This is a genomic window from Streptacidiphilus fuscans, from assembly GCF_015690355.1.
GTDB classification, from domain to species: Bacteria; Actinomycetota; Actinomycetes; order Streptomycetales; family Streptomycetaceae; genus Streptacidiphilus; species Streptacidiphilus fuscans.
This window is the reverse complement of record NZ_JADPRT010000008.1, coordinates 247,306-272,712: the sequence shown is the minus strand read 5'-3', so window position 1 is coordinate 272,712 and position 25,407 is coordinate 247,306. Positions and strand designations below refer to the sequence as shown.

General features: G+C 67.2%; 14 protein-coding genes and 1 pseudogene. 8 read left to right on the top strand and 7 right to left on the bottom strand.

What is annotated here, in order from left to right:
• The first annotated feature begins 52 nt into the window (after positions 1-52).
• The 5 genes from I2501_RS20830 to I2501_RS20810 all read left to right on the top strand — a co-directional run bounded on the left by I2501_RS20830 (position 53) and on the right by I2501_RS20810 (position 4,321).
• Positions 53-481: an SseB family protein gene (locus tag I2501_RS20830; protein WP_236046766.1), complete on the top strand. Its 429-nt coding sequence runs from the start codon at positions 53-55 to the stop codon at positions 479-481.
• On the top strand, positions 478-1,044 hold the full coding sequence (locus I2501_RS20825; protein WP_196195643.1) for a hypothetical protein: 567 nt from the start codon (positions 478-480) through the stop codon (positions 1,042-1,044). The genes I2501_RS20830 and I2501_RS20825 overlap by 4 nt, the downstream gene beginning before the upstream one ends.
• A gap of 17 nt (positions 1,045-1,061) precedes the next feature.
• On the top strand, positions 1,062-2,636 hold the full coding sequence (locus tag I2501_RS20820) for a putative T7SS-secreted protein (RefSeq protein ID WP_196195642.1): 1,575 nt from the start codon (positions 1,062-1,064) through the stop codon (positions 2,634-2,636).
• Between the two features lie 63 nt (positions 2,637-2,699).
• A complete protein-coding gene (locus I2501_RS20815) occupies positions 2,700-3,005 on the top strand; it encodes a YrhB domain-containing protein (protein WP_196195641.1) in 306 nt (101 codons plus the stop codon).
• A gap of 38 nt (positions 3,006-3,043) precedes the next feature.
• Entirely contained in the window at positions 3,044-4,321 is a 1,278-nt protein-coding gene (locus I2501_RS20810; protein ID WP_196195640.1) for a YrhB domain-containing protein, read from the top strand.
• 79 nt (positions 4,322-4,400) lie between these two features.
• Here I2501_RS20810 and I2501_RS20805 read toward each other — a convergent pair whose 3' ends face one another.
• A complete protein-coding gene (locus I2501_RS20805) occupies positions 4,401-4,685 on the bottom strand; it encodes an ATP-binding protein (protein WP_236046764.1) in 285 nt (94 codons plus the stop codon).
• 194 nt (positions 4,686-4,879) lie between these two features.
• Positions 4,880-5,401, bottom strand: coding sequence for a relaxase domain-containing protein (locus I2501_RS20800; protein ID WP_236046843.1), 522 nt, complete (start codon positions 5,399-5,401; stop codon positions 4,880-4,882).
• 504 nt (positions 5,402-5,905) lie between these two features.
• On the opposite strand from I2501_RS20800, the gene I2501_RS20795 reads away from it, so the two are divergent.
• Complete coding sequence (locus I2501_RS20795; protein WP_196195638.1) at positions 5,906-8,788, top strand: AAA domain-containing protein; 2,883 nt, start codon at positions 5,906-5,908, stop codon at positions 8,786-8,788.
• Between the two features lie 127 nt (positions 8,789-8,915).
• On the opposite strand, the gene I2501_RS20790 is transcribed toward I2501_RS20795, so the two are convergent.
• Both I2501_RS20790 and I2501_RS40290 read right to left on the bottom strand, forming a co-directional pair.
• Positions 8,916-10,613 carry a hypothetical protein gene (locus I2501_RS20790; protein WP_196195637.1) on the bottom strand — a complete coding sequence of 566 codons (1,698 nt, stop codon included), beginning with the start codon at positions 10,611-10,613 and terminating at the stop codon, positions 8,916-8,918.
• A gap of 102 nt (positions 10,614-10,715) precedes the next feature.
• Entirely contained in the window at positions 10,716-14,735 is a 4,020-nt protein-coding gene (locus tag I2501_RS40290; RefSeq protein WP_196195636.1) for a LamG domain-containing protein, read from the bottom strand.
• 351 nt (positions 14,736-15,086) lie between these two features.
• Between I2501_RS40290 and I2501_RS20780 the strand changes: the two genes are divergently transcribed.
• On the top strand, positions 15,087-22,397 hold the full coding sequence (locus I2501_RS20780) for a polymorphic toxin-type HINT domain-containing protein (protein WP_196195635.1): 7,311 nt from the start codon (positions 15,087-15,089) through the stop codon (positions 22,395-22,397).
• Positions 22,398-22,420: 23 nt separating this feature from the next.
• Entirely contained in the window at positions 22,421-22,861 is a 441-nt protein-coding gene (locus tag I2501_RS20775) for a hypothetical protein (RefSeq protein ID WP_196195634.1), read from the top strand.
• Positions 22,862-22,961: 100 nt separating this feature from the next.
• Here I2501_RS20775 and I2501_RS20770 read toward each other — a convergent pair.
• The 3 genes and pseudogenes from I2501_RS20770 to I2501_RS20760 form a co-directional block, all read right to left on the bottom strand.
• Positions 22,962-23,249: pseudogene (locus tag I2501_RS20770) on the bottom strand (tyrosine-type recombinase/integrase); the annotation flags it as partial.
• 82 nt (positions 23,250-23,331) lie between these two features.
• On the bottom strand, positions 23,332-23,625 hold the full coding sequence (locus I2501_RS20765; protein WP_196195633.1) for a hypothetical protein: 294 nt from the start codon (positions 23,623-23,625) through the stop codon (positions 23,332-23,334).
• 33 nt (positions 23,626-23,658) lie between these two features.
• Positions 23,659-25,245, bottom strand: a complete 1,587-nt coding sequence (locus I2501_RS20760) for an ISL3 family transposase (protein ID WP_408022760.1) — start codon at positions 25,243-25,245, stop codon at positions 23,659-23,661.
• Between the last annotated feature and the right edge of the window lie 162 nt (positions 25,246-25,407).

The following is a 25,407-nucleotide window of genomic DNA, read 5'->3' as shown; positions in this document are numbered from 1 at the left end:
CACAGACACGGAGCGCGAGACGACATTGACAGAGAGATGGCCTGGGGGAGCCTTGGACGGTCTGGGGAACGACGAACTCACGGACGAGGTCGCCGAGATGTACGCGGGACGGACCGCCCCTGGGTGCCTCATGGACACCTTCCGCCGCGCCGTCCTGCTCTGCCCGACGGAGGATCGCGAGCCGCTCGCGGTCGACGACCGTGGGATCACCTGGCTGCTCGCCTTCACCACCCCTGCTGCGCTGGCACGGTGGGCCGTGGCACGTGGAGACGGCGCTGCGCCATGGGAGTTCGCGCGCATCGACGGCGCGCGCTTGCTGGACGTGGCTGCCCCGGAGGCCGGCTCACCCTGCGGGGTAGCGGTCGATGTCGGAAGCGACCGTCCGTTGCTCCTGCCACCGGTCCGGGGAATTGTGCCCGATCGGGTGGCTGTCGATGAGAAGAACGGGGCCATTGCGGCTCGTAGGAGGGTGGGGCTGTGACCGACCACTACCAGGTCGACATCAACGCGCTGAACGACACGGCGAAGGGCCTGAACGACACCATCACCGAGTTGAAGACGCTCGGATTCGACGGTGAGGCGACGGAGGGCCGCGGCTTCGGGAACATCGACGTCTCAGCAGGGCAGATGGGTCACGATGCCCTGCACCAGGCATTCTCCGGCTTCTGCGACCGCTGGGGCTGGGGAGTCCGCACGTTGGTGCAGGACGGTAACACCTTCGCCGGAAAGCTCGGCCTCTCCGCCGGCGCCTATTACGAGCAGGAGCAGTACGTCAAGGGCTTGATGAAGGACGCTGTCACGGCGGCCGTGAGCGACCCGCATCTCTCCGACCAGCAGGCCGAGCAGATGTCGCTGGCCCAGATCGCCCAGGCCAACACCCCCGACTACTCGGCCAAGTCCTTCGAGAAGGCGGCCAAGGACGCCAAGACGACCTGGGAGAACGAGGGCAAGGACTTTGCCAACAGCAGCCCGTTGGTCAATCCTGTGGGCGCAGCGGAGTCGAACCTCAAGGACATCGAAAGCGTCCCCGGGGAACTCAAATGAGTCCTCTCCCAGGCCCGTTGGCAGGTCGCCTGCCCGGATTCCCGGGCTGGGGCAAGGAAGCTGAGCTCGGCCAGACCGACGATGAGAAGGAGCTCATCTGGGGTGACCCCGATGCGATCTCCACAGCCGCTGGCCACCTGCGGTCCTTCCAGGGTGCGTTCGAGGAGACGCACCAGGGCTTGACCAAGCTCGACACCGAACACTGGCAGGGCAAGGCCGCAGACAACTTCCGTGCGAAGTTTTCTCCCCATCCGCCGCAGTGGGGCCATGCGTCCGACGCTTGCAGCGATGCCGCCGGCGCCCTGGAGGACTACGGGTCCACCGTGACCTGGGCTCAGGGTCAGGCCAAGCAAGCCGTTGCGCTCTACAACCGGGGCCAGCAGGCGACGCAGACGGCCAAGACCGCCTACGACGCAGAGGTGAGCTCCTACAACTCCCAAGCTAGTGCCTACAACCAGGCTATAGCGAACGGCCGGAACCCAGGCAGCAAGCCGACGCAGCCGGGGCCGTTCCAGGACCCTGGTGAAGCGGATCGTGAGGCGGCACAGTCCACGCTCGACGAGGCCCGTCGGCAGCGCGACGGCATGGCTGAGACGGCGGCAGCCAAGATCACGGCCGCCACTTCAATGGCACCGGCGAAGCCCAGCTTCCTCCAGCAGATGTACGACGACGCGCACGACATCGCCCAGGACCTGCCGAACGAGTACGTGCATTTCTACGGCGGTGTCGCCAAGGGCACCCTCGGGATCGTCAAGTTCGCGCGCTCGCTGGACCCGATGGACCCGTACAACCTCACCCACCCCGCCTCCTATCTCGACGGAGTCTCGTCGACGGCCGCGGGGCTGCTCAACATGAGCACGCACCCGATCAAGGCGACCGCGTCCATGCTCGGGTCCGGCTGGACCTCCGACCCGTCGCAGGCCTTCGGCAACCTTGTTCCCAACATCGTGCAGACGGTGGCGACTGACGGAGCTGGAGCCGCAGAGGCGGCCACCACCGACGCAGCCGCGAACGTCGCGCTGGACAGCAGCGCGGCGGATCTGAACGACCTGAACAACGTTCTCGACAAGCAGCCTGAGCCCTGGCGACCGGATACGCGCGCCAACTACCCGGCCTACCATTCCGGCTCGGTGTCGCCCGAAGCGGGCCAGGCGCTGATCGACAACGAGTTCCCGTGGATGAACGAGATCAACAGGCCACGCTTCGATGCAGGCACGCCGGGCTTCGACCAGAACTGCACCAACAACGTTGTCACCGTCGACCGCCGGCTCGACGGCACGGACGTGGACACTGCGCCGCTGATGAAAGGCCGCGGGTTGAAGGAGACCCAGGATCTCTACCAAAAGGTGCTCGGCAACCCGGATGCCCAGTTCCGTCAGGTCAGCGGGTACGACACGGTCAGCGAGGACATCGCAGCGCGGGGCCCCGGGGCGCGTGGGGCCGTTGCCATCTTCCGCGGCGACGGAACGGCACACATCTTCAATGTGATCAACGACGGTGGCCGAGTCATCTACCTCGACGGACAGACCGGAAAACTAGCGATGCTCGAAAATAACGACATCACGGATCTGCAGTACATCCCGTACCGATAAGGGCCATCCGCCCACTCACTCGAAGCGCACCACGTTGGCGCAACCAAAGGAGCAGCAAGAACCATGACCAGGCATCAAGCGATGGAAGCGGCTCGGGCCTTCCTGAAGGTGCACTACCCGACGGCGCCTCCGACGATCGTGCTCCGGGACGAGTGGATCACTGAGCATGGCTGGGCCTGGCGAGTCGTCTTCGACACTCAGGAGTATCTGGACAGCGGGGACATCATGGAACGGCTGATGTCGCGGGCACTCTACGTCCGCAAGGACACCGGAGAAGTCGATTTCGTCCCCAGCGCGATGCCGAGTGACGTGGCCGACCGTTACCTGGAAACCGGGGTATGGCCGTACGGCCCGGGGGCGGGACGTTGAACACGTGGGCCGCCCCCACTGACTGCGCTCGTGCCTGGTTGCACGAGCTCTACGGGCCGGTCGTCGAACTGGCCACTCCCGATCCAGTCGCTGAGACCGCGCAGGCTTGGTGGTACGCCGTGCGCCCGCTGGCGCAGCCCGGCTACCCGACCACCCCGATGCTCAACGCCTCCGTCGTCGTTCCGAAGGACGGGTCCGTCCCGTTCCATCCTGGAAACGCCGACCCGTGGGGCGACGTCGCAGCTCTGGAGCGGGACCCGCGCCCGCGTCTTCGTCGCGACTGGGAGGACCGCGTCAACGCGCGCGGCTGCCTCGTGACCGTGGACGCGGCGATCAGCGGTGCCAGCACCACCGTGCTGCCCTGGCAACCGGCCCACGAGGCGCCGGGCTGGTGGAGCCGTCTGATCCGCCGTTACTTCTCCGGCGCGCAGGTCGCGGTCTGTGCGGATTGGAACCAGGTCCTCGCCGCCGTCGATGCAGGCGGTGCCGACACCCGCGGCGTGGTCTGGGTCCAGCGCGAGCTAGGCGGCTTCGAGGCCACGGGCCACCTGCTTTACGCCTACAACGACGGCGGCAAGGTCGTGGTCCTCGACGGCCAGACCGGCGGTCTCGCCCGCCTGGACGCCACGGGCGTGCGCAGGCTCAGCCTCGCCCGCCTCCACCGGCCGCGCGGTGACTCCCCGCTGGCAGCACCGGAGTGGCGCCGCCTCGCGCCGGACCTGGCCTCGGCCGTCCGGAAAGCGGAGGCGTGGCTCGGCGAGACCTACCGAGGGCAGGTCACCCTGGTGGCACCGGACCCGGCCGACGACCTCGGTCGCGGCTGGCTCTTCGCCTGCAACACCCGCACGTTGCTCGCCGGAGGCGACTGGCACGAAGGGATGCTGGATGCGGCGGTCCTGGTCCCCAGGGACGACAGCGCTCCGTTCGGGCTTCCCAACACCGACCCGTGGCGCTGGCTCGACCAGTGGCTGGCCGGAGGCGTTCCGGGGGTCGAGGAGCTTCCTCTTCCGCCCGCCCCGGGCCCAGCTGCCTGGTACGGGCCGACGATCGCTCAACTCGGGCAGCCCTTGGAGATCGTGGAGGTCCCCGACTGGTCCGCGGCGATCGCGGTCGTCGTCGGTGCCCCTCAAGGGGCCCGTATGTTGGCCTGGGTCCGCCGCCGCGACCGGCGTGGGCGCGAGTCCGTCGGCCGCCTCATCACGGCCGCCAACACGGCGGCGCGGGGACTGGTTCTGCTCGACCCAAGTCGCGAAGGAGCAGTGGAGCTCGACGCCGCCGAGGGGATCATCTCGATCCGGCTGATCCGCTACCGCTGATCAATTCGCGTGCGTCACTTACGAGGCAGCGGACAGCGCAGCGGATTGGCACGGGGCGCCGGCCCACCGGCCGCGCCGATCACTGCGCCTCCGCGCCGATCACCGCCCACACGGTCTTGCCGACGGGACGGTGCCGCACACCCCAGCGAGTCGCGAGAGCATCGACGATGACAAGCCCGCGCCGCCCCTCGTCGTCAGCCAGTGCGCAGGCTGGGGCGGGCAGGACCGGACTCGGGTCGGACACCTCCAGACGAATGGTGCCCCCTTCGACGCGGATGCGCACCAGCAGGTGACGCCCCGAGACGTATGCGGCAACCTGCACGTGCTCCAGGAAGACCCTGGCCTCGCATCGGGCAGTGTGCATCCATGCCGTACCGCGTTGGACGCGAGCTCGGACAGCACCAGCACGGCGTCTTCAAGCTTCGCTGAGCCTTCTGAGCAATTCGCCTCCATCGCAACGAAGTTGTAGTGCTTCGGCTCGCTGGGGATCGTTCTCCCGTCTGAAGTCGGGCGAGCGGCCGGTCTGCCGGTGGTCTTGCTCGATGGCCGCGGCGAGGCCTACGCGGTTGCAGTGAACTGGCGGAGGCCTATCGTGCAGGAGCCATCAGCGAAGGCCTTCATCAGATCTTCGTCGATTCCGCAGAGTTGGCGGGTCCCCCTCCGCCTCTGCTCGAACCCCAGCTGGAGTCGGCGCCAAAGTTCCTGCTCCAGAGAGACCTGGTACTGGAGTCCAACGAGTTCAAGTGCATCTTGAAGGATGGAGACGTCCAGCGAGCCGCGTTGCTGGCCGTCTCGGAGTTCGGTGTCGACGAGCAGGTGGGTGTGCAGGTGCGGCTCCTCCGCGACGCCGGTGCAGTGCTCCAGCCGGTAGACAGTGACGGGCATGTCGTACCAGGCGGCCCCGATCTGAACCATGCCGGCTTGCTTCTGCAAGTCGACCACCGCCCGGGTGACAGCACTCATGTGGGCATCGTGGATAAGTCGGGTCTTCCGCTTTCGGTTGTGTACGCCCCAGAGCACGGATACTGACTTGGGGGCCGGGACTACGACGTCGAGCAGCCTGTTACTGCATCGTCGCATGAGCTCTGGCAGATGGTGATCGTTGATCAAGGTTGCGGATTGAGCGTCAGATCCGTTCTGCTGCTGTGCCATTCAACCTCCTTCGCTTCGTCGAGTGCGTCGTTCACGATCGACAGGAACGCTACTCCCATGGGATGACAGCGGTGGACTTGCGCAGGTGGCGGACCATGTCCCGCACTTCGGGCAGGCACCGACAGGGACCGCTGGATTGGACGGCCGAGATCACGCTCCGTCGCATGGGCATCACCGCGCACTGTGCCAGGTTAAGATCCGTTGGAGTAGCGGAAGTTGACGCCATGGGGGGCGACGATGGAACAGCAGCTTCCTGGACCGCTGCGGGATCTACTCGCAGCGGTTCGTTCCGAGATCGCCGCGTGTCGCCGAGACTCCGGGGATGGTGCCGAGAAGGTACTGCTACAGGGCGGTCGTCGTATCAGCGGCGGGGATCGATCCGAGTACCTATTCACCTGTCGCTCATGGCGAGACTCCCTGAACGGGAGGCCAGTGCTGGTGCGCCCGGAACGAAGCCAGCAGCCATGGGCGACCGCTGACGCCACACGACTGCCGGACGGCAAGATCCGCGTCACCACGTCAACCGATCTCGGGCCGAACCCGAGTTCGGTGCTGCTGCGCGAGGACGACGCCTCGAACTGGGTGGTGCTGGCCGAGCGGCTGGAGGCCGCAGGCCAGACCGGCAGCCCAGTGGATCCGGCGAAGAGCGGTCAGGTGCTGGGCCTGAGCACGCCGACGCTTTCCCGGGCGGCGGACCCGGACCGCCTGGTGAGCCGCTGGCGCACCCTGAAGCTGAACCCGGCGCAGCGAACCGCGGTGGAGCAAGCCCTCGGCAGCAGTGCCCTGTTCCTCTGGGGGCCGCCTGGGACGGGCAAGACCGATGTGGTCTCCCATATCGCGGAGGGCTGCTACCGCCAGGGGCTGAACCTGCTGTTCTTGGCGCCGACCAACGTAGCGGTGGACCAAGCCTTGGAGCGGATCTGCGACCTCCTTCAGGGGGAATCTGGATTCGAGGACGGGCTGGTACAGCGCGCTGGAGATATCTCGGTCGCGAGCCTGGAGCAGAACTACGGCGAGTTCGTCGACCCGGTGCGCATCGCGGGGCGAATGGGGGTACAGATCGATGCGGCGATCGTGGTGGCGCAGTCCCAGCTGACCACGGTTCGCGATGAGCTCCAGGTGCATGACCAGGCAGCTGAACTCACCGAGTCGCTCTCAGCAGCGTGGAAGCGCAACTCCACCGCGATTACCACGATGGAGCAGGCAGCCCAAGCAGCACTACGGCTCGACGCCGAAGGTACCGCCCTCCGTCTGAAGATCTCCGAGATCGGCATCCCCTCAGGCCTGATGGCCAGTCGGAAAGCGGCGCGTCTGCAAGAACTCCAAGGGCAGCTGAACTCCATCGACCAGGCGCTCTCCGACAACTGGCACCAGCGGAACTGGGCCGAGCAGGAGGAGAGCGCCACCAGCGCCTTGATCGCCGACCTTGGACCGCGCCTCGCCGCGTTGCAGTCGACCCTGGCGGGGTTGCTGCCGCGTCCCCGCCTCGTCGAGCGAGCTGACGTGCTACAGCGGGAACTGGAGGAGCTGGACCGGCAGCGGCGCGGCCTCGCCGATGCGGTCCGGTCACGCTGCCGCGTCATGGGCACCACGGTCGCGAAGGCCGTGCAGTCCCGCAAACTGTTGGACCGCGTTGACGTAGTCATCCTGGACGAGGCTGGGATGGTCGATCTTCCCTCGGCGTGGTACGTCGCGGGGCTAGCCGACAAGCGTCTGATCTTGGCCGGGGACTTCCGCCAGCTCCCCGCGATCACCAAGGGGAGCCAGGACCGCAAAGCCACCGAACCCGAGCGCGAGCATTCGCGCCGGTGGGCCGAGCGCGATGCCTTCCACGCGGCTGGACTCGTCACCGCCAGCGGCTCTGCGCGCATCGGTGACCCCCGGATGGTGGCGCTGAACACCCAGTACCGCATGCACTCGGCAATCTGTGGTCTCGTCAATGCTGTTGCCTACCCGGACTCGCCCTTGCGTACAGGACGGTCTGACGGCTCTCGGCTGCCCTCCTCTCCTCTCTTGGAGGGTCCACTGGTGTTGGTCGATACATCCGCGCGACGCATCCCAGGCCGCGACCATAAGTCCAACGTCGTACATGAGGCAGTGATTCACCAGCTGGTGCGCGGGCTCCAGTACGACGGCGTGCTTCCGGGGCGCAACTGGGCCGATGTGCCACCTGGCGAACGAGCAGCCGATCGCATGGCGGTCATCGCTCCCTACAAGGATCAGGTCAAGGCGCTCAACCAGAGCCTGGCCCAACGCTTCGGCGAGCAGTACGAGGGCCTGGTCGATACGGTTCACCGCTTTCAAGGCAGCCAGCGTCCACTGGTCGTCATCGACACCGTCGCCGGAGCCGGGCGTTCGCCGGGGTACTTCTACTCGGGGACCGGACTCTCGTCCCAGACTTGCCGCCTGCTCAACGTCGCGCTGAGCCGGGCCCAGGACCATCTGGTCGTGGTTGCCGACACCGAGCATCTGCGCGAGAACCTGGCTCCGCACAGCGAAGTCGTGCACATGCTGGACCACCTCGAACAGCACGCGATCCGGCTGCCTGTGGACGACCTCGTCCCCATCCGCGCAGCCTCCGACCTGGGCGGGCTGTCGGAAGATGAGCTGGCTCGGCCTGCCTTCTTCCCCTCTGATGAGGTCCAGCGCGCGGTCGCCTGGGACCTCCGCCAAGCCCGTAAGTCGATCGAGGTCTACTGTGCCTTCCTGGACCCGCAACCGGTGAGGTACTGGAGCAGTGCATTTCGCGAGCTCGCCTCCCGTGGCGTGCAGGTGACGGTGTTCACCCGCGATCACTCCGCCCAGCCCCGGAAGGCGGCGCTGGTCGAGGAATTGCGCGCAGCCGGCTGTCGGGTTGAGCAGCGCGAGAGGATGCACGAGAAGGTGCTCATCGTCGACGAGACCGTTCTCTGGCATGGCTCGCTGAACCTCTTGTGCGGTACCGGACCGACTGACCTCATGATGCGCATCACTGACGGGGCTGCGTGCCAGCGCGTCCGCCGCATCATCGATCGCGCCCGCCCCGAGCGTCGGACCGGCTCCACCCGACGTGACGGTCATCGTGGTGTCGCCGAGCAGACGACTGCCGTCACAGCAGCGGGTTTGGACTCGGGCAGTAATGGCGTCCCGCTGACAGTCGACGGCCCGGCACCTGGAGTTGAGATAGGCGGACGGCTTTACCTCAACGTGCCCTTCGCTGACAAGGACCAGGCGAAGCGCGAGCTCGGGGCCCAATGGGACCGCACTGCGAAGCTCTGGTGGGTGACCCCGGACAAGCGCGCTGCCGCCCACCGCTGGCTCCCAATCGAACAGTAGCGGCGGTGACGGCGGCGTACCCCGTTCTCCGCCCGCCGGACCGACTACATGGCATGGACATTCCGGGGCGACGGGTGGCGCTCATAGCGGGTCCTGACCGGATGCACCCCCTTGCCGCGGTCGGCCGTCAGCTGACGTGGACGGTGGTGCTGGTGGAGGCGTTGGTGTTCCAGGGGCTGGTGGTCTGGTAGGTGAGGGTCCAGGTGCCGCTGGTCGTGGGTCGGACCCACAGGGCGAAGGCCCCTTGGGTGTTGGTGTGTGCGGTGCCCTCGAGGTAGGTGCGCGTGGAGCCGGCGGGTCGGAACCACAGCTGGACGCTCTGGCCCGCGCAAGGAGCCCAGGGGCCGTAGCCCTGCTGGGTGAGGGTGCCGGTGAAGTGGACCCAGGTGCCGGGGCGGACGCTGGTGTTGGTGGGGCCGCCGGTGATGCGGCTCTGGTAGCGGAAGGTGTGGACGGTGTCGCTGACCGCTTGGGTGTAGCCGGGGGTGGTAGGGGTGTACAGGCGCCAGTAGCCGTGTGGGTTGGACACGCGCACGGTGTGGGTGGCGGTGGTGGCCGGCAGGGTGGTGATGGTGGTCCAGCCGGTGTGCCCGTCGGCGGATTGCTGGAGTTGGACGGTTCCGTTGGGGGTGCCGGTGGCGCTGGTGACGGTCTGGTGGAAGGTCAGGTTGCTGTTGGCGTCGATGGAGGCGCCGGACAGCTGCAGGCTGGGCTGGTCGGCCACCGCGGTGATGGTGTAGTCGGCCGAGTTGAGGGTGAGGTAAGGGGCGATGCTGGAGATCGGGTTGATCGCCCAGCTGGTGGTGGTGTCCGGGACAGTCGCGGTGAAGGTGAAGCGTCCGGCGGCATCGGTCTGTGCCTGCGCTACGGAGCTGTGGGTGTCGTGACTACCGAGGAACAGCCACGTGTGGGGAAGTGGGTGCCAGCCGGTGGTGTCCTGGTACTCCATGACCCCGGACACGGTGGTCTTGGTGCCCGCGGTGGCGGTGGCACTGGTGTGGTCGAGCACGATCCGGGTCGGCCAGTTCAGTGCGGTCGGGACGGAGGTGCTGGGCCCGGTGATGATTTCCTGGAGGCATTCGGGGCAGGGCAGGCCGGGCAGGGCCGCCTGGACACTCACGGGCAGGTCACCGTTGCCATTGGGCTGGGGCTGGAAGGAGATGGACCAGCTGCCGTCGGCGGCGATGGTCTTTGTGGTGGCGACGTTGCCGCTGGCCTGGGTGTTCCCGGCGCTGGCCTGCACGGTGAGTGGGCCGGTCCAGGGGACTCCGGTGTCGCCGGTGTCGGGGTCGTAGGTGGTCAATTTGCCCGTGACGGTCTCGGCTGGGGCGTCGTAGGACAGCGGTCCGGTGCTGAAGACCGTGTTGTGGAAGACCGGGATCGGGGTCAGGGGGAGCGCGTTCCCGCCCAGGATCTCCTCGTAGCTGGGGGTTCCGTCGGCGCTGTAGGCGTAGGCGGAGAGCCAGTAGAAGCCGTGGGGCACGCCCAGCGGGCCCGTGGTCTGCCAGGTCCCGTCGGGCGAGGGCTGGCTGACGGTGAGGGAGATTCTGGGGCCTGGACCGCCGGTCGGGATCGACTGGTGGAGAGTGAAGACGACGTGGTCCACCTCGCCGGAGACCGCGGCGCGCAGGACGTAGCCGTGGTTGGTCTGTTGCGCTTGGAGTCCGGTGATCTGCACGGTCGGGTCGGTTGTGGGCGCACTGGTTCCGGGAGTGGCACCTGTGGTGGGGGCCGGGTCTGCTGCCGCGGCGGTGGCGGGCAGTAGGAGCGCTGCGGCAAGCAGCGCGGTCGTGGCGGTGACGGGTAGGGCGGTGCGGCGACGCACGGTGGGACTCCCGGGTGTGGTGGGTGGCTTCAGATGGGGGTTGGCGCGGGCTGGGCCCGGTCCCGCATGGGGTGCGGGTGCCGGGCCCGGCTGAGAGCCGCCTTACGGGAGTCCGTAGGTGGACTGCTGCTGGTACAGGGCTGAGACCTGTTCTTGGGGCAGGGCCTGGGGGTAGGTGCGGACGTTGGCGATGCTGCCGGGGAAGTTGGCGATGCTGCCGGGGGTGTTGCCGCCGTCAGCGCCGCCGATGAGGAAGGGGCCGCTTCCGGTCCAGGGGGTGGTGTTGGCTCCGCCTCCGGCGATCTGTCCGTTGATGTAGAGGGTCATGGTGTGGTTGGTGGCGCTGTAGACGCCGACGAGTTGGGTCCAGACGCCGGGCTTCGGGGTCTGGTTGTCCCCGGCATGGGCGTAGCTGGATGCGCTGGCGGAGTCGGTATTTGGTGCGACCAAGGCCCAGCCGTGGAAGGCGGCGGAGTACTGCAGGTAGGCGGAGCAGCGGGCGCCGGTGGCGTCACGTTGGCACAGGGCGGTGTAGTAGCCGCTGGGGTTGTAGCTGGCGTTGAGGTTGACCCAGGCGGAGATCGTGTAGTCGTGGCTGGTGTCGACGGCCTGGGCGGCGCTCAGGTAGTTGGTGCTGCCGTCGAACGTGGCGGCCTGCAGGGACACTCCGGTGCTGTCGGCGACCGGGCCGTGCGTGGGGGTGCCCGTCGGGGTGGCCGTGTTGAGTCCTGCGGTGTCGGCCCAGGGGCTGCTGGTGCTTGAGGATGTGTTGGGCAGCCATTCGTCGGTGCCGGAGACGGTGGTGCCCACCGTGGCGGGGGTGGTGGTGAAGCCGGTGACGGCGGTGTTTGCGGTGCCGTCGCTGGTGGTGCCGTTCCATTCCTGGATGGTGCCGCTGGTGTTGAGGGTCCACAGGTCGGGGATGCCGGTGGGGCCGGTGAGGGCGCCCTCGGAGCCGATCTGGGGGTAGGCGGCGGCGGTGAAGGTACCTGTCAGGGTGGTGGGGGCGCTGATGGCGGTGGCGACGGGGATGGCGACGGCGTTGCCGAAGCTGTCCGTGGTGCTGATGGTGCCGGTGGTGAAGGTGTAGGCGTCGATGGCGCCGGTGGTGCGGTTGCGGGCCCACAGGCCGGGGCGGCCTTGGTGGTCCCAGTCGCCGGGGGAGATCAGGTCCCAGCCGTTCCAGCCGGTGGGGGAGAGCGGGATGGCGGCGCCGAGGGTGTTGTCGGAGATGACCGGGTAGTACCACAAGGCGGCGTTGCCTGCGGAGTTGGTCTCCTCGGTGACCAGGCCTGTGGGGTTCTGGAAGGCCTGTCCGTTCAGGCTGGTGGTGGAGATGTCACCGGTGGCGGCGATCTGCACGGTCTTGGACCAGTCGGAGCCGTTGTAGCTGGTGCACAAGCCGGTGTTGCCGAGGTCGTTGCAGGTGGTGGGCTTGCTGATGGTGTGATGGGTGTCGAGGATCCCGTCCACGGCCGTGTTGCCGGGGTTCTTGTAGAGGTACAGGTTGGCGTTTCCGGGCTTGTGGACCAGGACGTCGTCGACGTTCATACCGGTGCGCAGACTGCCGCGGTGGGCGATCTGGTAGTTGGCCCAGCTGTCTCCGTCGGGCGACGAGACGCTGCTCGCGGCCTGCGTGGTGGAGGGGCTGGTCGAGGGGAGGGAATGGGCGTAGAGGTTGCCGTCGGTGGAGGGCAGCAGGATGTCAGGGACGCCGTCGCCGGTGAGGTCGCCGTAGCGGGCGGCGGGCCCGTTGCTGTTCCAGGGGACGTAGAAGGCGTCCGTGGCGACCTGGGAGAGGTTGCCCGCGTTGTCCTCGTCCTGGACGTAGAGGATGTTGGTGCCCCAGTGGCCGGGGGTGACGGGCAGCAGTCCGCCAGCGGGGATGTTCGCCCCGCACTGCCATGCGGCGCCTGCGAACTGGGGGTCGAAGCTCCAGCGCACGCAGTCGACGCCGGAGACCTGGGCTGCGGTGAGGCCGCTGTAGTTGGCGGGCGCAGGATCGGTCAGGGTGACAGCAACGGTGCCGGTGGAGCCCACGGGAACGCTGCTGACCTGGCCCGATCCCTCGGGCGGGAACTGGCCTGAGCTCGCGTTGGGGAAAGAGACGGTGGGTGGCGTCAGGTCCACCCGGAAGGAACAGGCTGCGGATATGACCGTCGGTGCGAGGGTGTCGTCGGCGGCGACGTGCCAGGTGTAGTAGTGGCCGTCCTTCAGCGTGCCTGCGGGTATGGCGAGTTGTGCGTCGGTTCCTGAGTTGACCATGGCCACGGTCTTGGTGGAGGCAACGCTGGGGTAGTTGGCAGTGTCGTCGTCCCAGATGTTGAACCAGCCGCCGAGCTGAGCCTGGTCAGGGCTCGTCACGGTGGCCATCAGAGTCGTGTCGTCAGCGCCGATCCAGCCCATGCTGGACACCGTGGAGCTGCCGCAGCTCTCGGTCTTCGTGCTGGCCGGGTCGTCGGAGGCGTGGGTGGCGGGTTCCCGCGGCGAAGTACGGAGGTTGGTCGGCACCTTAGGGCCGATGTCGTACTGGATGGTCAGCTGGGTTCCGTCGGTGAGCCGCTTGAACGCCATTGTGTTGCTCTCGTCACCGGTGACCGAGAAGTCCAGCAGGTTCCAGCCGTCACTGATAGCGGTTTTGAGCTGGTTGGTAACTGTGAAGTGGGCGTCGACGTTGTTGTAGCAGCCGCTGCCGCCGGATCCGCCCACGTTCTGCTGGGCGAAGTTCGTGTAGCCGGGCTGGTTGTTCCAGTCCGTGGTCGGGCTGATCGCGCCGGCGACGCCCGCGTAGATCGTGTACTGGGTGGTGCAGGACAGGTCAGCTGACTCGTACTCGACGGTGTCCAGGGTGGCTGAGTCGACCACGTAGTCGGAGTACCCGGAGATGTCGTACTGGAAGAACGAACGCTGAGTGTCGGTGACGCTGCAGGATCCTCCGTTGGGGTAGTTGGTGCCGCAGGTGCCCACCCCGGGGTGCCCGGCATTGTCGCTGTCGTTGTTGTTGACCTTGGTGGGGTAGCCGGACTGGACCCAGGTGTATTCCTGCTGCCAGGGGCTGTTGGTGATCCAGGACGGGTCGACGTAGACCGGATAGTGGGTCTGGGAGCCGGTGAGCAGAGCCTGGTCGGGCTTGAGGTCGACCGCCCCGCTGGTCGCGGTGGCTGCGACCGGTGCGACCTGGGCTCCGGTACCCGGGCCGTCCGCGCTGCTCGTCGTCGCGTTGTCCGTGGTGCCGCCGGAAGTCGCGGAGGGGGAGGGGCTCGGACTGTCCGTGGACGCGAGCGCAGCTGCGGTGTGCACGGCGGCCGTGTGAGCGGAGGTGGTGCTGCTGGTGCTGGAGTCCCACATCTGCGGGGCGGGGGCCTGGAAGTCCACGTGGCCGCTGGCATCGTCGGCGCTCAGGTTTCCGCCCGCGTCGGCGGCGACGGTGACCCCGGAGGCAGCGGTGGAGAACTTCAGGTCCTGAAGTTGCGGATTGGCGGCAGCTGCAGCGCTCTTGACGACCAGGACGGTCTTGAATCCGCCGACCGCGTTGGCTTGCACCTCCAGGTCGACCCCCGGAAGGACGTCCGCGTAGATGGCCTCGTCCCCGTTGACGGTTGGAGTCGGCAGGGAGAACGGAGCGGTCAGAGCGAGGGTCTTCCCGTCCGAGGTGGACAAGGTCGCAAGGGGACCGGCGCCGCCACCCGACAGGGTCAGTGGCTGGAAGGCTGTCTTCGGGGAGAACGTGCCGTCGCTGTTCGGGGTCAAGGTGGCGTCGAGCGGCTGCCAGGCGCCGGCGACCTGGACGCGCTGCGGATTTGTGGTCTGCTGCTGTGTCAGCGATCCGTCGGGGTTGGCCACGGTCGTGCTGAAGGGGGTGGTCAGTGCGTTGACCGGCACCGGTTGACCGCTTGCCTTGGCCTGGGCGACAGCCTGGTCAACCGCCGTCGGTGGCGGGGAGTCGGAGGCGTGTGCCGTGATCGCCGCGGTGACCTGGGCATCCGCGTCCGACGAGGTGTCGGCCCAACTTGCGGGCACAGTGGTCAAGCCGCCGAGTAGTACGGCCAGGGCGGTGGTCACGCCGAGGCGGCGTAGCCGCTTGGCGTGACGGGCCCGGCGGGCGGGCGGAACGGTGGGCATGGGTAGTGACTCCCCCCGGATTGAAGCATGGACCCTACAAGTTCTCCCGGGAGTCAAGGCAGGTCAACTGCCTGCTGTTGAGTCAAATCGGGTGTTCCCGCAGATAAACGGAGGCATTGACAGATGTGACACAGGACACACACATGGACCTTCCGTGCAGAACGGGCACATGTCTTGACCTGTGCCCCTGGTGTGACAAAGGTTCAGTCCTCTTGTGTGCGAATTGGTCTCGCGTCAGGCGGGGCTGAAGTCTGTGGGGGGATCGTGTTCAAGCGGAGCATGCGCATCAGTCTCGCGAGGCGGAGCGTCAGCGTTCGACGCTTCGTGGGACCCGCCAGCGCACTGGCCCTGATGTCCGCATTGCTGGCACCTTCGACCGCGCAGGCACTGGCAGCCCGGTCTCCCGTCGACCCGCACAAGATCTGGTCCCCGCCCAACACGCCGCTCCAGGTCACCAAGTCGATCGAGGGCTACGACTTCGGTCTGCCCGCGCGCACGAAGCCGCACTACCCCGTTCCCAAGCAGTGGGCGGGGCCAGGGCAGACCAGCGGGGTTCATCCGGGAAAGGCGACCGTCACTCTGCCGCACGCGGCGCCTAGCCGGACCGGTGCTGACACAGCCTCGGCCACGACGACGGTGACTGCCTCGCCGGTGCAGGTGGGATCGCTGCCGGTCTGGCTCGCACCCGCCACCAGCGCCGGGAACGTGAATGCGACCCAGCGCGCTGCAGCGACGCAGGGCGGGTCGACTGCCGCGCCCGCGGTGGCCCCGGCAACAGGTGCCGTATCGGTCACCGTTGCCGGCGCGAGCCAGACCCGCGCGGCCGGTTCCGACGCCATGCTGGTCACGCTCACCCGGCCCGCCGGATCACCCGCCGGTGAGATGCAGATCGGGCTGGACGCGAGCAGCCTGGAGCAGTCGTTCGGCGGCAACGCCGCGCAGCGCGCCGTGCTGGTCGAACTGCCGGCGTGCGCGCTGACGACCCCGAACGTGAAGGGTTGCCTCAAGCGGACCCCGCTTCCTTCGCACTACGACTCTGCCACCCGCCGCGTGGTCGCAGACGTGCAGATGCCGGCCACCCTGACGTCGCACGGCGCCGCTCCGGTGACCATGCGTGCCGCCACCGCGGCGTCTCCGACACAGGTCATTGCCCTGGACTCCACCCCCTCCGGCGGTACCGGCACGTACGCAGCCACCAGCCTGCTGCCGAGCTCGAAGTGGACCGCCGGCGACTCCAGCGGCGGTTTCAGCTACAGCTACCCGATCCAGGTTCCCCCGGCCCTGGGCGGAACCGCCCCGCAGGTCTCCCTGTCCTACGACTCCTCGTCGGTCGACGGCCGCACCTCCTCGACCAACAGCCAGGCGTCCATCGTGGGCGACGGCTGGGACGTGGGCGCAGGCGGCTACATCGAACGCTCCTACCTGCCCTGCTCCAGCGACGGTCTCCAGTACTCGGGCGACCTGTGCTGGGGCGGCTACAACGCGACGCTGTCCCTGGGTGGTCACTCCGGTGCGCTGGTACGCGACGACACCTCCAACCCCACCAACGACCCGACCCAGCCGACCTTCTACCACCTGCAGGACGACGACGGCACCCAGGTCGAGTTCATGCCGTCGAGCGGAGGGCAGCCCACCAGCAACGGCGGAACGGACACCGAGTACGTCAAGGTGACCGAGACCTCCGGGACGGTCTACTACTTCGGCCTGGACCATCTGCCCGGCGGCGACGGCACCGACCCGACCACCGACGCCGCATGGACCGTCCCGGTGTTCTCCCCGAAGTCGGGCGACCCGTGCAACCTCTCCTCGTCCGGCACGGGCTCATGGTGCTCCATGCCATGGCGCTGGAACCTCGCCTACTCGGTCGACCCCAACGGCAACCTGACGACATACACCTACGCCGACGAGACCAACTACTACGCCCTCGGCGCAGGCCAGAACCTCGACAACGGCACCAACACCCTCTACACCCGCGGCGGCTCCCTCATCCGGATCGACTACGGCCAGACCCTCGCCGGGCAAATCGCCGCAAAGGGAACCGCAGCACCCGCCGCCACCGTCAATCTCAACCTTGCGCCCGAGGGACGCTGCTCCACCGCCGGAGGCTTCGTCTGCAACGACGGCACGACCATCGCCACGCTCGACAGCAGCAACTCCTCACACTGGCCCGACGTCCCCTACGACCAGAACTGCCCGCAGCTTGGCACCTGCTCCAATATCGGACCCAGCTTCTGGACCAACCAGCGCCTGGCCACCATCACCACCACCATCCAGTACAAAGGCGCCACCGCACCAGTCGACAAATACACGCTGAGCCAGTCGTACCCCGACCCGGGCGACACGACGAAGCCGCCGCTGTGGCTCGACTCCATCCAGCGCACCGGCCAGGACACCCTCGGCGAGGCCAGCGGCTCCGCCCTCACGCTGCCAGCGGTGACGTTCACCCCCGCGATGATGGCCAACCGCGTCGACGGCACCACAGTGACCCCGACGCCTCCGATCTTCAACCGGCCCCGGATCCAGGTGATCACCACCGAGACCGGCGAAGCCATCCACATCGACTACAACCTTCCGGCTTGTTCTCGCGTCAACAACGTCATGCCGGCCTCACCCGACAGCGACCAGATGGCCTGCTACTCGGTGCTTTGGTCGCCACCGGGTTCTGCAGCCGGCTCCGCGCCGGTCCAGGACTGGTTCAACCGCTACACCGTCAAGGACGTCAGCACCCAGGACCTGGTCGCGAACGCCCCGCCCCGAGTGACGAGTTACACCTACGGCAAGGCCGCCTGGCACCGCGACGACAGCGAACTGACCGACCCCAGCTACCGGACCTGGGACGACTTCCGCGGATTCGACACAGTCACCACGGTCACCGGCAACGGGACCGACGGGCCGCAGACCCAGACCGTCACCCACTACCTGCAGGGCATGAACGGCGACCACCTCGCCACCGGGGCCCTGCGCCCGACCGTCACCACTACCGACTCGCTCGGTGAGACGGTTCAGGACGATGACTGGCTGGCCGGTTCGGTCCTGGAGACCGACACCTACAACCAGGCAGGCGGGAGCATCGTCGCCTACACGGTCACCCGCGAGACCCAGCCCTCCACCACCGCCACGCACGTGGTCGGCTCGGGTATGCCCGATCTGGTCGCCCGGTACGCCGCCACCGTCACCACGGCCACATCCAAGGCCCTGAAGGCAGACAAGACGTGGCGGACCAACACCGTCACCACCACCACCGACCCGGCCCACGGCAACCGCACCATCAGCGTCGACACGACAGCCGACGGGCTGCCCGAGACGTGCACGCTCTACAGCTATGCCACCGGCAGCAATCCGGTGATGGAAGAGCTCGCTGATCAGCAGCTCACCCTGCAGGGCAGTGGGGCCTGCACCGCGACCGCCACCAGCACCAACACGGTCTCCGGGCAGCGGACCCTCTTCGACGGCCTGCCGTTCGGTCAGGTCGGGGCGACCGGATCGCCGACCGGTGCGCAGGTCCTGGACCACTACGACTCGAGCGGAACGGCGCAGTACGTCACCACCCAGTCCAAGGCGTACGACAGCTACGGACGCGTCATTTCGACCACTGACCCCAACGCCACCGACAGCGCCCACCAGAGCGGCGCGACCACGACCACGAACTTCGGCTCCGAAAAGCCGGGCGAGCTCCCCGACACGGTCACAGTCACCCAGCCCGCCCCCGGGTCGGCGACCGGTTGGTCCACCAAGAGCACCTTCGACCCCGCCCGTGATCTGCCGCTCGCCGCGGCGGACATCAACGGCCACACCACGACGGCAAGCTACGACGCCCTGGGCCGGACCCTCGCCGTGTGGCAGCCCGGACGCGCCCCCGCAGCCACCCCGGCCGACCCCACCTCGACCAGCCCGGCCCCGGACATCCTCTACACCTACGCCGTCAATGGCAGCACCGCCCCCTCCACCGTGACCACCGGGAAGCTGCAGAGCGACGGGGTCCACCGCAACGTCAGCATCGGAATCCTCGACGGCTTCGGGGAGACGGTCCAGACGCAGGCCACGCCGGCGATCTCCGCCTACACCGGCCGGCTGATCAGCGACACCTTCTACGACTCGCACGGCTGGACGATCAAGACCAACAACGCCTGGTACAACGGTGACCAGGCGCCCTCCACCGCGCTCTACCCCACCGCGGACACCCAGGTTCCCGGTCAGACAGTGACCACTTACGACGGGCAGGGCCGCCCGGTCACCTCCACGTTCCGCTCGCTGGGTCAGGTCCAGAACACCACCCAGACCGTCTACCTGGGCGTGGACCAGACCGACGTCGATCCGCCCACCGGCGCCACACCCACCACGACGATCACCGACGCCGCGGGCCGCGTCAGCCAGCTGTGGCAGTACACCACTGCCAAGGCGACCGACGTGCAGGCCAACGCGGACGTCACCACGTACGGCTACAACGCCGCGGGGCAGAACACCAGCCGGACTGACGCGACCGGCAAGGACACCTGGACCGCCACGTACGACCTGCGTGGCCGCGACATCTCCCAGCAGGACCCCGACACCGGGGCCAGCAGCCTCACCTACAACAATGACGGGCAGGTCGCGTCCACCACTGACGCGCGCAAGCAGACCCTGGCCTTCACCTACGACCTGCTCGGCCGAAAGACCGGCGAGTACAACGGCAGTGTCAGCGCTGCGAACCAGCTCGCCGGCTGGACCTATGACACCGTCAGCGGTGGCCTCGGCCAGGCTGCTTCCGCCACCCGCTACACCGCCGGAGCCACAGGTCCTGCTTACACCGAGACGACCCTCGGTTACGACAACAGCTACCACTCCACAGGCACCACCACCACGCTCCCCGGAAGCGTCGTCGGGCAAGGCAGCACACCCTTCACCTACACCACCCGCGCCGCCTATGACCCCATCACCGGCAACCTGACAGCTGGTCAGGACGGTGCAGTCGCCCGCACCGTGGGCACCACGACCACGACTGCGCAGGCCGTGGAGACCATCAACTACGGCTACGACGTCAACGGCGTCATGACCGACAACGGCTCCAGCACCACCACCTACGACGAGGCGACCGACTACGACGCCTACGGCCGCCCCGTCCGCACCACCCTGAACCCGTGGGGCCACCAGGTCGTCGCGTCAGCCGTCTACGACCAGGCCACCGGCCGCGTCGTCAACGACTACATCGACAAGCAGACCTCCACCAACGGCTCTGTCGACCAGTACAACTACACCTACAATCAGGCCGGGCAGCTCACCTCGGCGCAAGACGTCGCCGACGGCGGAGCCAGCACCGACCTGCAGTGCTTCGGGTACGACTACCTCGGCCGGCTCACCACGGCCTGGAGCGATACCGGCAAGGTCACCCTCGCCGCAGCACCGTCCATCGCCGGCATCGGCAACTGCAGCAACGCCACGCCGACTTCCGGCGCGACCGGCCAAGCGAAGACGACTGTCGGCGGACCCGCGCCGTACTGGACCAGCTACGGCTACGACCAGACCGGCAACCGCACCACACTCGTCCAGCACAACACCGCCGGCATCACTGCGGACGACATCACCACCAACCAGGTCTTCAAGCCCGGCCAGAACAACACCCCCACCACCGCCCCCAACACCGGCGGCGGCACCGGCGGACCCCACGCCCTCCTCTCCACCTCCAGCACCGGCCCCGGCAACCCAGGCTCAACCGCCTACCAGTACGACGCGGACGGCAACACCACCGCCATCTCCTCGACCCCCGGCACCACCAACCTCACCTGGGATCCCGAAGGCCACCTCGAAACCGACAAGCCTGCCGGCAGCTCTACCACCACCTCCTACATCTACGACGCGGACGGTAACCCGCTCCTGCGGACGGTGGGCACCAGCACCACCATCTTCCTCGGCGCCGACGAAGCCACCTTCAACAGCAGCACCAACGTCCTGACCGACACCCGGACCTACGACGAGCCCAACGGGCTGACCATCGTCCGTGAAGGAAGCCTGCTCAACTTCCAGGCCAGCGACCCCCACGGCACGGCCAGCCTCGACCTCAACAACAACAGCAACCTCGCCGAAACCCGCCGCTACCTGGACCCCTTCGGCAACCCGCGCACTGCCAGCCCCAACTGGACGGTGGCCAACGGATACAGCGACAAGGGCTTCGTCGGCGGCACCCAGGACCCGACCACTGGACTCACGAACCTCGGCGCCCGCGAATACCAGCCCTCAACAGGTCGCTTCCTCAGCCCTGACCCGATCCTTGACACCAGCGCCAGCCCCCAGCAATGGAACGGCTACGCCTACGCCAACAACGACCCCGTCAACTCGACCGATGCCAACGGCCTCCACGTCTATAACCCCGACAACAACGGCGAGTGCGACGCCACCTGCGTCCACGACGAGGTCACCAGCGGCCAGGAGGGCGCACAGTCAATCGGGCAGGAGGGGCAGGAGGCCAACAACGACCCCGCCGCCCAGGCCGAAGCACACGCGGCTGATGCGGCAGCTGCAGCCGCGGCGGCAGCCGCAGCCAGGCAAGCCAAGATCGACAAGATCCTCCAGGAGATCCTGGACTACTACAACAAGCCAGTCGTAGCCCCGGGCTACTGCAACCGGTTCACAGGCTGCATGACCCAGGCCCAGATGGACGCGTCCAACGCCGCGGGCCAGAAGATGCTGTCCGCGCTGGCAGACATGTCGATCGTCATCCCCTGGTACAAGTGCACAGCCAGCGGAGACAAAGACCAGAGCGCATGCGACATCGCGAACTGTGCCCTCGCATGCGGGCCGGCCGATGGGGCAGCAGGGCTGCTGGACTCCCTTGCAGGGGCCGATACTGCCGCGGCGGAATCGGGGAGTAGCAAACTCGGTCAGCTGCTCAAGGGGCTGGCCACCGCCGAGTGCGCCACGAACAGCTTCCCGGCGACCACTCCAGTACTGCTCGCCGACGGGGGATCCAAACCCATCAGCCAAATCAGGGTCGGCGACAGTGTCACCGCAACCGACCCCCTCACCGGCCGCACGCAGCCGGAAATCGTCACAGCAGTCATCAAGACCCTCACCGACACCGACTTCACCGACCTCACCATTCACACGACCCACGGCGATCAAGGCCTTACCTCAACCCAGCACCACCCCTACTGGGACAACACCACCCAACGCTGGACCAACGCAGCAGACCTCCGCCTCGGCGACCACCTTCGCGAACCCAGCGGAGCCGTCGCCACCGTGACCAAGATCCGGAACTACACCGGCCACATCGTCACGTACAACCTCACCGTGGCCGACATCCACACGTACTATGTTGTGGCGGGCAGTGTCCCGATCTTGGTCCACAATGACTCGCCAGTGAACCCGTGGTCTAATGCACAGGAATGGACGGGGGGAGGAAAGTTCCCAGTCGGAGGTGCCTTTGGTGCGGGTGGGCCTGAAAATGGAGTTCTCTATCGACTAGGCTTCCATGGAGAAATGACCAACTATGCAGTCTATGACAGCCAGGGCATCATTCTGTACCGGGTTGACCTAGTTGGAGCGGCACACGGGAACCCTGCGGTGGAAACTCCGCATCTGCAGACCTTCACGCACAATGTCGGGGCTGATGGGAAGATCTATGCCGTGCAAGGAAAGACTGCGGTTCCTACGGGAGAGGGCGATATTCCTCAGGTTGGATTCTGCTAGTGAGTAACGAGGAGGGAAGCCGCGTGGATCCGACGGAGCTTCCAGAGATTGCAGCCTGGGTTGACATCGTTGGGGACTTCGACCCGAAGACCTTCTGTGCAGCGCATGTGCCAGTGGCGCACGCCTTTGCCCTGGTTGAGATTTTCCGGCCTGACTTCGTTGAATATCAGGGAATGGTGCTTCTAAAGTCTGCGTTTAACGAAGAGGCCGTCGATGCATGGATTGAGCGCCTGGAGGGCGATCGCGCCTCAATCGAGGGCGTGGTTAATGAAGTGCACCTATGGGATCTCTTCAGGTTGGAATCCGACGCAGAATATCGAGCAGTTTCTGCGATTGCACCGAAGATCGCTAATATGTGGATTTCGGCGGCACGCGAAGCTTTTCCGGCCAAGAGGTTCCGGGTTGCATTGGACTCCAGCCCCGATTCATATGGGCCAACGCTGACAATATTTACGCTCGATTGACCGTGTTCGCTCCTTGAGGCAAGTAAGGCATCAGAGGCTCCATCAGACGTGTCTCCGGTGGGGCCTGTGATATGTCTGACGGCAGTAGTTGACGGCAACGTCAGCGGACGGGTGCTGCACAAAGTGATGGGCCGTTGTCGCCGTCCGGCACGGTGGCGGGTTCGGCGGCGTCGCGGAGGGCGTGGCCGAGGAGGTTGATGGCGTCGTGCTGGAGGCGGAGGCGGACGTGGGCGTAGACCGTCGCGGTCACGCCGATGTGGGCATGGCCCAGCAGCTCCTTGATGATGACCAGTTCGACGCCCTGCTCCAGGAGCAGGGTGGCCGCCGAGCGCCGGAGATCGTGAAACCGGATGTGGCGGAGGGCGGCCCGGCGGAGCAGGGCGTTGAAGTGCTGACCGCGCTCGGGTGAAGTGGCTCTGACCGGAAGTCCGTGATGCCTCCGGCGCACGAGCCGACGCCGTTCGGTCAACTCAGCGCGGGTGATTCCACACCGTCTCGACGCGGTGCGTCGGCCCCTGGATCGCCGTCCAGCACAGCTTGCAGAAGATCAGGTCGTTGTCCTCGTCAACTACAAGATCCACTGGCTGGCCTGGCACCGTCTTGGCGACGGCGAAGTCGATGGATGCATCCAGGTAGCAGACCGGGTTGCCCGCAGTCAGCCAGAACGGGTCTGAGCCCAGGCCCGGTGGCCGTGGACGGAAGCCGTTGCCTGCCGAGACGAGGGCGTCGACCATCTCGTACATGTGCTTCTGCGAGTGCGCCATGACAGGAGTCTGCACGAGCCCCGCCTCCATCGATCACGGGTGCGTGAGGATGCGGATCCGCAGAAGCCTGAATGAGGCCCGACCGAACATGGTGCGCTTGAGCATCTTGACCTTGTTGACGTGCCCTTCGACCTTCCCGGAGCTCCACTCAAGAGTGAGGCCGGCGGTGACGGCGTCGAGGTCCTGGCGCAGGAACCCTGCGAAGGACCGGACCGGCGCCGGAGCGTTCTGTTCGGCTTGGCGAATCCACTCCGGGAGGAGCTGGCCACGACGGTTGGTGAGCAGGTCGTGGAAGGAACGAGCCAGGTCACAGGCGCGGGCGATGTCCGGGCAGGCGATCTTCACGTCCTGCAGGCGCTCCTCCTCCAGCTCGGTGAGCGCGTCACGGAGACGCATGATCCAGGAAGTGATGCGGCGGGGGCTGGGCAGGTCGGCGCGGACCGGTTCGATGGTCCCTTCGCGCAGCCGGGCCAGGTACTGGCGGAGGGCTTGGATGCTGCCGGTGTAGCCGCGTTCGTCGATCTCGTCGAAGAGCTGCCGGCCGCTGGTGATCCCGGCGGCGAAGCGGATGTGCAGGTAGGGCATGAACGGCCGCAACTGTTCGCGGCGGTGTGCGCCGAAGTCCTTTGCACAGGCGAGGAGTTCGTCCAGCGGTGTATCGCGGAAGCGTCGGACGGTCTTGCGGTCGAGTTGGAGGTGGCGGCCGATCGTGCTGATCGTCCAGCCCCGTTTCAGCAGCCTGTGGACATCCTGATACCGGTCGCGGGTGCGGTCGACGATCGGCGTCTTCGGCAGCACGGTCATGGGCAGCACCACGACCGGGGCCTCGGCCGGTTCGTCCTGCTCGGCCTGTTTGCGCAGGCAGGCGCGATGCTGCTGGCAGGTCTTCTCGACTGCGGCACCAAGGTTCTGTAGCAAATGCCAGCGATCGGCGACCTCGATCGCGTCCGGTGCCGCCTCCTTGACCGCCTTCGTGTAGGCGGTGGCCCGGTCTCTGCATACGACCTCGACGCCGGGGTGATCGCGGAGCCAGGCGGCGAAGGTCTCCGAGGTGCGGTCCGGCAGCACGTCCACCACGGTGGCGGCCTCGATGTCGACCAGCACGGTGCCGTAGGTGCGGCCCTTGCGGAACGCGAACTCGTCCACGCCGAGCACCCGCGGCGCGCGGGCCGGGACCTCGGGCGCCTCCAGCAGTTCCAGCAGGCGGGTGCGGCCAGCCTGGAGGTTGAGCGCACGACACAGGCGCTCGCCTGGCCGGCCGCCGAGCTCGACCGCGACCGCCCGCAACCACTGCTTGAGCCCGAGGCTGGCGCGGCGGTAGCGCTCGCTCAGACCCTCGACCTGCTCGACGAAGGTCAGCCGGCCGCACCGCTTGCGGTCGCAGAAGTAGCGGCGGACCCGCAGGCGTATCGCGAGCTTCCGGCCGATCGCGGGACGCTCGCCCAGCATCCGCCAGTAGGACGAGTGGACGCGTCGGCCGAGCGTCGCGCAGTCCGGGCACCGCGGCGGCCTCCCGCGTGCCGCCGCCTCGATCAGCAGTAGTTGCGGGCTGACGATCAGCCGCTCCAAATCAACATCGACTCCGGGAAACAGCACATCCTCGATCGCGCGTAGGCCCATACCGAGGAGATGCCGCGAGGAAACGATTCAGCATGCCAGCCGCTGACCTGGCCTTTCACGGACTTCCGGCCAGAGCCGGTGAAGTTCCTCAGCCCGGCTCTGTGAATCTCCCCACCTGTGTCCCGCCCGTAGAACGGGCGGGGCTCCCCCGAACACTGGCGG

Coding starts and splice junctions, on each gene's coding strand:
- I2501_RS20815 (WP_196195641.1), top strand. CDS start 2,700: ATGACCAGGCATCAAGCGATGGAAGCGGCTCGGGCCTTCCTGAAGGTG.
- I2501_RS20805 (WP_236046764.1), bottom strand. CDS start 4,685: ATGCACACTGCCCGATGCGAGGCCAGGGTCTTCCTGGAGCACGTGCAG.
- I2501_RS20800 (WP_236046843.1), bottom strand. CDS start 5,401: ATGCGACGATGCAGTAACAGGCTGCTCGACGTCGTAGTCCCGGCCCCC.
- I2501_RS40290 (WP_196195636.1), bottom strand. CDS start 14,735: ATGCCCACCGTTCCGCCCGCCCGCCGGGCCCGTCACGCCAAGCGGCTA.
- I2501_RS20780 (WP_196195635.1), top strand. CDS start 15,087: ATGTCCGCATTGCTGGCACCTTCGACCGCGCAGGCACTGGCAGCCCGG.
- I2501_RS20765 (WP_196195633.1), bottom strand. CDS start 23,625: ATGGCGCACTCGCAGAAGCACATGTACGAGATGGTCGACGCCCTCGTC.
- I2501_RS20760 (WP_408022760.1), bottom strand. CDS start 25,245: ATGGGCCTACGCGCGATCGAGGATGTGCTGTTTCCCGGAGTCGATGTT.